Below are 10,111 nucleotides of genomic sequence, written 5' to 3'. Positions count from 1 at the left end.
GAGGCACCCCGGCCGGCGGGGGTGCCTCCCCCCGGGGGCCGGCCCGACCGCAGCACCGCCTCGCGCAGGCCCAGCAGCCGCGCGGGGTCGGCCCCGGCCGCCTCCGCCAGCGAGCGCAGGGCCGGGCGCGGCGGAATCTGGCGGCCGCTCAGACAGCGCTGCCACGACGACTTCGAGTAGTGGGTCCGTTCCGCGAGGGCCGCCAGGCTCAGCCCGGTGCGCTCCTTCAGCAGCCGGCAGTGCTCGGCCAGCGCGCGGGCCTCCCGTCCCAGGTCCTCCGGCAGCGGCGCCCACTCCCCCATGCTCCGGTCCGCCACGTCGCTCCCCCTTCACGATCGCGCCCGACCATCGTCGTGGCAGCGGCGGGGGCCGTACCGTTCTCCCGCTCTGTTCGATTCCGCGGGCAGCCGGAACGCCGCCCGCGGCTACTGCACAACCCGCAGCCGCCGTACGGCCGTACGCCCGGGGGCACCGGCCCGGCCGCGTACGACGACAGCGCACCCGCCGTCCCCGTACGACGACGGCGGGCCGCCCCTCCCGAAGAAGGGGCGGCCCGCCGTGGTGCGGGTGCGACGGCCGTGGTCTCAGGTGCGGACCGTGAAGTGCAGCGTGTCGTCCAGGAACGGTATCTCCAGCCATGGATTGGGCTGGGCCATCATCGCGAGCAGCACGATGGCCAGGCCCAGGACGCCGTACGTCACCATGTCGGTGAAACGGGACCGCACGGCGAGCATGCCCACGTCGGGCAGCATCCAGCGCATCGCCGCACCGCCCAGCAGCGCGACGCCGATCAGGATGGTGCCGAGGCGGAACGCGTCCAGCGCCGTCACCAGCAGCCCCAGCCCGACGACGGCCAGCACCACGAGGATCGGCCACTGCCGGGCGGGCGCGGGCGCGTCACCGGGCGCGGCTCGGCCGCCGCCCTCGGGCCGCGCGGTGTCCCGGGTGATCCGGGGGAACCGCCGGGTCGTCCGCAGCGGCCGGCCGGCGGCGTCGGGGGCGCTGACCGCGTCCCGCACGACCGGCTCGGTCTCCTTGTCCCGGGTGCCCTCGGGCTCGCCGTCAGCCGACACTGCGCTCCGCCGCCTCGACCACGTTGACGAGCAGCTGGGCACGGGTCATGGGGCCCACACCGCCCGGGTTGGGGGAGATCCAGCCGGCCACCTCGGCGACGTCCGGGTGCACATCGCCGACGATCTTGCCCTCGGCGTTGCGGGACACACCGACGTCGAGGACGGCGGCGCCCGGCTTGACGTCCTCGGGCCGGATCAGATGCGCGGAGCCCGCCGCGGCGACGATGATGTCGGCCCGCCGCAGATGCGCCGAGAGATCGCGGGTGCCGGTGTGACACTGGGTGACCGTGGCGTTCTCGCTGCGCCGGGTCAGCAGCAGCGGCATGGGGCGCCCGATGGTCACGCCCCGGCCGACGACCACGACCTCGGCGCCCTTGATCTCGACGCCGTAGCGGCGCAGCAGGGTGAGCACTCCGTTCGGGGTGCAGGGCAGCGGCGCCGGCTCGTTCAGCACCAGGCGGCCGAGGTTCATCGGGTGCAGGCCGTCCGCGTCCTTCTCCGGGTCCATCAGCTCCAGGATCCGGTTCTCGTCGATGCCCCTGGGCAGCGGCAGCTGCACGATGTACCCGGTGCAGGTCGGGTCCTCGTTCAGCTCGCGGACGACCGCCTCGATCTCCTCCTGAGTGGCCGTCGCGGGCAGTTCGCGCTGGATCGACGCGATGCCGACCTCCGCGCAGTCGCGGTGCTTGCCCGCGACGTACTTCCGGCTGCCGGGGTCGTCCCCGACCAGGATCGTGCCGAGGCCGGGCGTGACGCCCTTCTCCTTCAGCGCCGTCACGCGGGCGGTCAGATCGGACTTGATCGCGGCTGCGGTGGCCTTGCCATCGAGAATCTGGGCGGTCATGTCTCCCATCCTCCCGGATGACCCGCCCCTGGTTCCAATCCGGTTCCCCTCCCGGCATCCGGCGGCCGTCACCGCCGGTTTCCGCCCGTGATCAAAGAGGTTGCGCTTGCACAACACATGCGAAATGCCGCTGGACAAAGGTATGGCCGGTTTAGAACGATGAACGGCGGTGTCGCGGGCAGTATCCGGGGGGGACGGGACCGCATCAGTAGAACTTTCCTCCGATCGGTGCCCCGCTCGTCCCCGCACTTGAACAGACCGGAGGAAAGACCGCTCATGAGTTTCGGTGAACCGAACAGCCCCTACGGCCCGCCCCAGGGCCAGCAGCAGCCGGGTTACGGCTACCCGCAGGGCCAGCAGCCGGGCTACGGCTACCCCCAGGCCCCGCCCGCGCCGGGGGGCTACGGCCAGCAGCCCTTCCCGACGGCCATGCCCGGCACCGTCTCCACCGCCCGTGTGCTGCTGTGGGTCATCGTCGGTCTGCAGCTGATCGGTGCGGGCCTGTTCGCCGTCGGTGCGGCGAGCGTCCACGCCGCCAAGAACGACGCGCAGCTGAAGGACAACTCCAGCTTCCAGCAGCTCGCCGACTACTCGACCGGCTGGCTGTGGGCGATCACGGTGTTCGCCCTGGCCTGGGCGGTGTTCGCGGTCGTGCTGGCCCTGAAGTTCAACACCGGTGGCAACGGTGTCAGGATCACGATCCTGGTGTTCGCGATCATCACCGCGATCCTCGGCATCTACCCGTTCATCATCGTGGGCCTGCTCCACACGGTGCTCGCCATCCTCATCGCCGTCTTCGTCGGCAACGCCAACGGCTCCGCCTGGTTCAACCGGCCCAAGCAGCCGTCGTACTGACCGGGAATCCCGTACCGCGGCCTCCGGCTCCCCGTGGGGAAACCGGAGGCCGCGGGTGTGTCCGGGCCGCCGGAGTCCGGTGCCCGGCCCCGCTCAGTGGAAGAAGTGACGCGTGCCCGTGAAGTACATGGTCACGCCCGCCTTCTGCGCGGCCTCCACGACCTGCTCGTCACGGATCGAACCGCCCGGCTGGACAATCGCCTTCACGCCCGCGGCGATCAGGATCTCCGGACCGTCGGGGAACGGGAAGAAGGCGTCCGAGGCGGCGTAGGAACCGCGCGCCCGCTCCTCGCCGGCCCGCTCGACGGCCAGCTTGCAGGAGTCCACCCGGTTGACCTGGCCCATGCCGACGCCGACCGAGGCGCCGTCCTTGGCGAGCAGGATGGCGTTGGACTTGACGGCACGGCAGGCCCGCCAGGCGAAGGCCAGCTCCTTCAGCTCGTCGGCGGTGAGCGCCTCGCCCGACGCCAGTGTCCAGTTGGCCGGGTCGTCGCCGTCGGCCTGGAGGCGGTCGGTGGCCTGGAGGAGGATGCCGCCGTCGATCTGCTTGGCCTCCACCCGGTTGCAGGGGCCGTTCGGGGCCTTGAGCACCCGGATGTTCTTCTTCTTGGCGAGGGCCTCCAGCGCGCCCTCCTCGTAGTCGGGCGCCACGATGACCTCGGTGAAGATGTCGGCGACCTGCTCGGCCATCTCCTTGCTGACCGGCCGGTTGACGGCGATGACACCGCCGTACGCGGAGACCGGGTCGCAGGCGTGCGCCTTGCGGTGCGCCTCGGCGACGTCCGCGCCGGTCGCGATGCCGCACGGGTTGGCGTGCTTGATGATCGCGACGCACGGCTCGTCGTGGTCGTACGCGGCACGGCGCGCGGCGTCCGTGTCCGTGTAGTTGTTGTACGACATCTCCTTGCCGTGCAGCTGCTCCGCCTCCGCGAGGCCGCCGCCGTTGCCGTCCACGTAGAGGGCGGCGGGCTGGTGGGGGTTCTCGCCGTAGCGGAGGGTGTTCTTGCGCTCGTAAGTGGCGCCCACGAAGTCCGGGAAGGCACCCTCGGCGTTCCCGTCGACAGGCGCGTACGAGGACGCGAACCAGGAGGCGACCGCGACGTCGTACGAGGCGGTGTGCTGGAAGGCCTCCGCGGCGAGCCGCTTGCGGGCGGGCAGGTCGAAGCCGCCGCCGCGGACCGCGGCGAGGACGTCGGCGTACCGCTCCGGGCTGGTGACCACTGCCACGGAGGGGTGGTTCTTGGCGGCGGCGCGGACCATGGAGGGGCCGCCGATGTCGATCTGCTCGACGCACTCGTCGGGGGACGCCCCGGAGGCGACGGTCTCCCGGAAGGGGTAGAGGTTGACGACGACGAGGTCGAACGGCTCGACACCCAGCTCGGCGAGCTGCTGGCGGTGGCTGTCGAGGCGCAGGTCGGCGAGGATGCCCGCGTGGACCTTGGGGTGCAGGGTCTTGACCCGGCCGTCCAGGCACTCGGGGAAGCCGGTCAGCTCCTCGACCTTGGTGACGGGAACGCCCGCGGCGGCGATCCTCGACGCGGTGGAACCCGTGGAGACGAGCTCGACACCCGCCTCGTGGAGGCCTCGGGCCAGCTCTTCGAGCCCGGTCTTGTCGTAGACGCTGACGAGCGCGCGCCGGATGGGCCGCTTGGTGCTCTCGGCGGTCACTGGATAACTACCTTTCGTCCCTCAATGCGATAGCCGTTGCGGGCGAGTCGCCCCACGACCTCGACGAGCAGCCTTCGCTCGACTTCCTTGATGCGCTCGTGCAGAGCGCTCTCGTCGTCCTCGTCCCGGACCTCCACCACGCCCTGAGCGATGATCGGTCCGGTGTCGACGCCGTCGTCGACGAAGTGGACGGTGCAGCCGGTGACCTTGGCGCCGTACGCGAGCGCGTCCCGCACACCGTGGGCTCCGGGAAAGCTGGGCAGGAGAGCGGGGTGGGTGTTGACGAACCGCCCGCCGAACCGCGCGAGGAACTCCTTCCCCACGATCTTCATGAAGCCCGCGGAGACGACGAGATCGGGCTCGTGGGCCGCGACGGCCTCGGTGAGGGCCGCGTCCCAGGCCTCCCGGCTCTCGTAGTCCTTGACCCGGCACACGAAGGTGGGCAGCCCGGCCCGCTCGGCACGGGCGAGGCCCTCGATGCCGTCGCGGTCGGCACCGACAGCGACGATCTCGGCCCCGTAGGCGGACCCGGCCCCGGCGATGGCGTCGAGGAGCGCCTGCAGATTGGTGCCGGACCCGGAGACCAGGACGACCAGGCGTTTGGCCGCGGACTCGGAGGCGGTCTCGGCCACGGACTCGGCCACGGCGGGGCCCTTTCTCGGGAGAGCGTTCGTGCGGTCGCTCGGCGAGCGGAATGCCCGGGAGAGCGTTTGTATGGTCGTACGAATGCTTCGCGCCCCCGAATACGGGGAAGTCTACGAAGCGGTCGACCGGCAGCAACGATACCGGCACTCCGGACGGCCCCCACGGGACGGGGGCGCGGCCGGAAGGTAGCGTCTGCGGGGGAACCGCCCGGGGAAGCGGATCGACGCGGGGGAACGACGCGCCTGCGCTGAACGTTGATCCGGACGAGAACGCCTGTCCGGGCGTGCCCGCCTCGCGGCACACTCCGCCGACGAGCCGCCCGCCAGAATCACCAAGGGGAAGACGCACACCTGATGCCGGACCGCAGTCTCCGACTCCCTCCGCTGCTGCTGCGCGAGCGGCACCCCTCTCCCGTGCCGCCACGGGAGAGCGACGAGACCCCTGGGAACGGGGGTGACTCCGCGAGCGGCGGGCGGGGCCAGGGCGCGCCCGCGGACGACAACCCCTTCGCGCCGCCGCCGGAGGGGACCCCGGACCAGCCCTGGCGGCCGCGCCACTCGGCGTCCGGCCGGGGCAAGGAACAGGACGGCTCCGACGACGAAGGCGGACCTTCCGGGTGGGGCAGCCAGTGGAGCGACCGCCAGCCCGGCCCCGCCTCGGGCGGCCGCTTCGGCGAGCGCCCGGGCGGCTCCGGCGGACAGGGCGGTCCCGAGAGACCCGGCGGTCCGGGCCCCGCCTTGCGCTGGGACCCCACGGACCCCGCCCAGCGCCGCGCTCGCTATGCCCTGCTGTCCGGCATGTGGGCCTTCTTCTTCGCCCTCTTCAGCTGGCCGTACGTGGCCCTGCTGCTGGGCGCGCTGGCGGTGTACTGGGGCGCGAGCGCCTTGCGCGCCAAGCCCCGCACCCCCGACCCGAACAGCCCGGCGCCCCCGGCCCGTCCGCAGACGACGGCGGCGATCAGCGGGCTGGTCACGGCGACCCTGGCGATCGCGATGGTGGCGGCCACGTTCACGGCCCAGCTGGTCTACCGCGACTACTACACCTGTCTGAACGACTCCTTGACGGCCGTGGCGAAGCACTCGTGCAACGACCTGCTGCCGAAGGATCTGCGGGGGGTCCTGGGCACCCAGGACTGAGCCGAGGGCCGGCCGTCCGGTACCCGGTCCCTGCCGTTCCGGGGCCTCTCAGAGGTGCGGTCCGGGGGGCGGCGGAGGCTCGATCCCCCCGAAGTCCGACAGGAACGGGTCCACCTCCCCCGACAGCACCCCGTACGGCTGGAGATCGGGGTCCTCCCACAGCACGTCGGCCGGTGTGCGGGCCCCGGCCGGTTCCGGGACCGTCGGTGACGGCACCGAGGGCGCGGGCAACGCGGGGGACTCCCCCGCCGGCCGGCGCCACGGCCACCACACCCGCCGCCGTCCGCTCCGCTCCGGCTTGACGCTGCCGCGCAGCCGCCAGGCGCGCACACCCAGCGCCACCGGCAGTCCCGCCGCCACCGTCCAGCCGGCCGCCACACCGCCCACCTGCCACCCCACCGGCCCGAAGTGCGCCAGCACGGCCACCCCGAGCGGCCCTCCGGCCGCCTCCGCGAGGCCGCCGAGCAGCGCCCCGCACACCAGCGCGGCCACCGCCGTCGCCGCCGCCGTCCGGCCTGCCGGCCACGCCGTGTCCCGGTCCCGCCGTGGCTCCCCGCCCCGGCACGCCGCACCCGCCACGAACCACCCGACCGTCACCCCCGCCACGGCCGGCACCGCCCCCACCGCCCACGACAGCGGCCCGCCGCCCGCGGCCGGCACCGCCGCCAGCAGCGGAAAGGGGGGCAGGGTCGCCGGGGGCCGGCCCGCCGACAGCGGCCCCATGGCATGCCCCGCCCCCAGCACGAACCCGGGCCCGAGCGCATAAGCCGCGCCCCACACCGCCGCGTTCGGCACCAGCGCCAGGGCCAGCAGCAGTACCGCGCACCGCCCCGACCACCCCGCTGTGAGCTGGAGGAACGACGCCCGCGTGGCCCCGCCGTGCCACACCAGTGACGCGCCCACGAGCAGCGCGCCCCCGCCGACGAGCACGGCCGCCCCGGCCAGGGCGGCCCGCACGGAGACCGCCAGCCACCTCCGCCCGTCGACGTCCGCGGACCCGCCGGTCCCCGGCCCGCGCCCGGCCGGGGAGAGCCAGGCGAGCATCCGGCGCACCCACACCGGACCGTCCGGCCGCCCGTGCGCCGTCCACACACCCGCTCCCACCGCGACCACGGTGACCAGCGGCAGGCAGAGCGCGGTCCAGGCCCACGACGGCCGCAGCGTCCCGCCGGAGGCGTACAGCGCCGCCACCGCGCCGACGCCGAGGTAGCCCGCCGTCACACCGGGCCAGGCCGTACGCGCGGGGACGAGCGGCACGTCACCCGCCGCGCCTTCGACGCCCTCCACGTCCTCCACGTCGTCCCCGGCCACCGCGTCGCGTCCGGCCCGGTACAGCAGCCACACCGGCAGCACGGCCAGCAGCAGCGGTGTCATTCCGACGGGCGCGGGCACGCCGGAGAGCGTCTCCGTGCGGACGAGGACGACACCGTGCGCCAACAGCCAGAGCGAGGCCGCGAGACGCAGCGCGCCGCCGGGACCGTTGTCGGGGAACGGCGAACTGATCCACAGCAGGATCACGAGCAGGGCGAGCGAGCCGAGCCCCAGCGCGGCGGCGACGGCGCCGCCCAGGAGACTGCCGCCCAGCCCGGGCCATCGGTCGCGCGACCGGCCGGGAAGGGGCGACGGCGGGGTTCGGCGGTCGGTCCATGGGATCACGCCCGCCATGCTCCCAACGACACGCGCTTTCCCGTCGTAACAGGGGAAGCACCGATGTGTCGCTCAATATATGTTTATGTACTTTTTTGCACGGAAGGCCGCAAGCCACCCTGCGACGCAGGGTTCCGCCTCCCCGCAACCGCGGGGCAAGCGGCCCCCCGTGACGCCTCCGAGGGCCTTCGACGCGTTGTACGAGTCCTGCGTCCCCACCCTCGTACGACAGACATATCTACTCACCGGCCGCCCCCTGCTGGCCCGCGAATCGGTCGAGCAGGCCTTCGAGCAGGCCTGGCGGCGCTGGCCCGAGGTGGCCCTGGACCCCGATCCCGCAGGATGGGTACGGGCCGCGGCGCACGACTGGGCGCTCTCGCCCTGGCACCGCTTCCGCCTCCGCCACCGGCAGCCCGGTCCGCCGCCCACCGACCCGGACAACCGCGCACTGCTGCACTCGCTGCTGACCCTGCCGCCCGCGCAGCGGCGCACGCTGTTGCTCTACGACGGCGTAGGCCTCGGTCTGCCGGAGGCCGCGGCCGAGACCCAGGCGAGCACGCCCGTCGCGGCGGGCCGGCTGCTGTCCGCGCGGGAGGCGCTCACCGCGCTGGTACCGGACCAGGCCGCACCGCCCGTGCTGCACCGCAGGCTGAGCGAGCTGGCCGCCGCGCAGCCCCTGCGCGCGGCCAGGCCGCCCACGGTCCGCACCCGGGGCGAGCGGCGCACCCGGCGGTGGACCCTCGCGGCCGTCGCGGCCACGACCGCGGTCGTCGGCGCGACCACACTGACCCTGCGGATCGCCCAGGACCACTACGAACGTCCTGTGGCCCGGGGGACGGAGATCCGGGACCTGCCGCCGCGGGGAGCCGAGGGGCCGCTGTCCGAGGAGCAGCAGGAGATCCGCGCACTGCTGCAGTCACTGCTCCTTCGCGGGCCGGAACGACTGGCACCGGAGGCGCGGTGACGGGTTTTCGGCTCTCCGAACTCCTCGGCTCTTGGGCTCTTCGGCTCTTCGGCTCTTCGACTCTTCGGCTCTTCGGCTCTTCGGCTCTTCGGCTCGTGGCACTCGGTACGGGCACCTTCGGCACCCGCGCCGCCGCAGGAACCGAGCTCGCCGAGGCCCGCCGGATCCTTGATCGCTTCGCTGACGCCGGCGAACCTTCATCGACACCGCCGAGAGCTATCAGGCCGGCGAGTCCGAGGAGGTCCTCGGCGAGCTGCTGACCGGGAGGCGTGCGCGGTTCACTCTGGCCACGAAGTTCGCCATCGGCGTCGGCCCCGAGGCGGGCCTCATGGGCACCGGCAACAGCCGCAAGAACATGGTGCGGGCCGTGGAGGACAGCCTCCACAGGCTGCGGACCGACTACGTCGACCTGCTGTGGGTGCACTTCCCCGACTCCGTCACGCCCACCGAGGAGATCCTGCGCGGACTGGACGACCTGGCACGCCAGGGGAAGATCCTTCACACGGGGCTGTCCGACTTCCCCGACTTCCCCGCCTGGCGCACCGCCCGCGCCGTCACCCTCGCCGAGCTGCGCGGGCTGAACCCGGTGATCGGGGTGCAGTTCGAGTACAGCCTGGTCGAACGCACCGCGGACCGCGAGATCCTGCCCATGGCCGAGGCCCTCGGGCTCGGCGAGGCCCTGTGGTCACCGCTGGGCGGCGGACTGCTCACCGGCAAGTACCGCACCAGCAGCGAGGGACGGCTGACCGACTGGAAGCGTCTGGTCCACACCGAGGACGATTAGCAGAAGACGGCCGTGGTGGACGCCGTCCTGGCCATCGCCGAGGAGACCGGCGCCCGTCCCGCCCAGGTCGCCGTGGCCTGGGTCCGCGAGTACGCCGCGCGCGCCGTCACCCCGCTCGTCCCCGTCATCGGTCCGCGCACGCTGCCTCAGCCGGAGGACTACCTCGAGGCTCTCGAGGTCCGGCTGGACGCCGGGCAGTTCCGGCGTCCGGACGAGGTCAGCCGCGTTCCTCTCGGTCAGCCCCACGACCAGGTCGCCGCCCAGCGGTCCGTCGTCCTCGGCGGCGGCGACACCGCGGCCCGGTTCCGCACCCCCGTCCTGCCCGTGGCGTGATCCCGGAGCCCGACCGCGTCGAGACCCGGCCCCCGGTCGCCGCCTGCACCGACCGCGCACACGCCCGGAAACGCCAGTGGGCCCGCGCTCCCCGAAGGGAACGCGGGCCCACCCGTGGTTCAGCCACTGTGGCGTTCAGCCGCCCGGGGCCGTAGGGCCGGA

The 10,111-nt window shown here is 73.4% G+C and carries 9 protein-coding genes and 1 pseudogene; 4 read left to right on the top strand and 6 right to left on the bottom strand.

All coding sequences use genetic code 11. The features are described from left to right. The 3 genes from AB0L95_RS29885 to AB0L95_RS29875 form a co-directional block, all read right to left on the bottom strand. A partial coding sequence (locus AB0L95_RS29885) for a helix-turn-helix transcriptional regulator (RefSeq protein WP_365166734.1) occupies positions 1–317 on the bottom strand: 317 nt, incomplete at its 3' end. Positions 318–584: 267 nt separating this feature from the next. Further along, complete coding sequence (locus AB0L95_RS29880; protein ID WP_365166732.1) at positions 585–1,073, bottom strand: DUF3017 domain-containing protein; 489 nt, start codon at positions 1,071–1,073, stop codon at positions 585–587. Beyond that, entirely contained in the window at positions 1,063–1,917 is an 855-nt protein-coding gene (locus tag AB0L95_RS29875) for a bifunctional methylenetetrahydrofolate dehydrogenase/methenyltetrahydrofolate cyclohydrolase (RefSeq protein WP_365166730.1), read from the bottom strand. Before AB0L95_RS29875 ends, AB0L95_RS29880 begins: the two co-directional genes overlap by 11 nt. 276 nt (positions 1,918–2,193) lie before the next feature. Between AB0L95_RS29875 and AB0L95_RS29870 the strand changes: the two genes are divergently transcribed. After that, positions 2,194–2,772, top strand: a complete 579-nt coding sequence (locus tag AB0L95_RS29870) for a hypothetical protein (protein ID WP_365166728.1) — start codon at positions 2,194–2,196, stop codon at positions 2,770–2,772. Positions 2,773–2,865: 93 nt separating this feature from the next. On the opposite strand, the gene purH is transcribed toward AB0L95_RS29870, so the two are convergent. Further along, a complete protein-coding gene (gene purH, locus AB0L95_RS29865; RefSeq protein ID WP_365166726.1) occupies positions 2,866–4,440 on the bottom strand; it encodes a bifunctional phosphoribosylaminoimidazolecarboxamide formyltransferase/IMP cyclohydrolase in 1,575 nt (524 codons plus the stop codon). Then, a complete protein-coding gene (gene purN / locus AB0L95_RS29860; protein WP_365166724.1) occupies positions 4,437–5,084 on the bottom strand; it encodes a phosphoribosylglycinamide formyltransferase in 648 nt (215 codons plus the stop codon). Before purN ends, purH begins: the two co-directional genes overlap by 4 nt. Before the next feature lie 354 nt (positions 5,085–5,438). Between purN and AB0L95_RS29855 the strand changes: the two genes are divergently transcribed. Further along, positions 5,439–6,221: a hypothetical protein gene (locus tag AB0L95_RS29855; RefSeq protein WP_365166722.1), complete on the top strand. Its 783-nt coding sequence runs from the start codon at positions 5,439–5,441 to the stop codon at positions 6,219–6,221. 48 nt (positions 6,222–6,269) lie between these two features. On the opposite strand, the gene AB0L95_RS29850 is transcribed toward AB0L95_RS29855, so the two are convergent. After that, a complete protein-coding gene (locus AB0L95_RS29850) occupies positions 6,270–7,886 on the bottom strand; it encodes a DUF6350 family protein (protein ID WP_365166720.1) in 1,617 nt (538 codons plus the stop codon). A 151-nt stretch (positions 7,887–8,037) separates the two neighbouring features. Between AB0L95_RS29850 and AB0L95_RS29845 the strand changes: the two genes are divergently transcribed. Together AB0L95_RS29845 and AB0L95_RS29840 are read left to right on the top strand one after the other, a co-directional pair. Then, on the top strand, positions 8,038–8,832 hold the full coding sequence (locus AB0L95_RS29845) for an RNA polymerase subunit sigma-70 (RefSeq protein WP_365166718.1): 795 nt from the start codon (positions 8,038–8,040) through the stop codon (positions 8,830–8,832). A gap of 199 nt (positions 8,833–9,031) precedes the next feature. Next, positions 9,032–9,949 (top strand): annotated as a pseudogene (locus AB0L95_RS29840) (aldo/keto reductase). Positions 9,950–10,111: the final 162 nt, after the last annotated feature.

The sequence above is a fragment of the Streptomyces sp. NPDC052036 genome, assembly GCF_040680495.1.
Taxonomy (GTDB): Bacteria; Actinomycetota; Actinomycetes; order Streptomycetales; family Streptomycetaceae; genus Streptomyces.
Note: the sequence above shows the minus strand (reverse complement) of the source record. Positions and strands in the feature narration are given on the sequence as shown.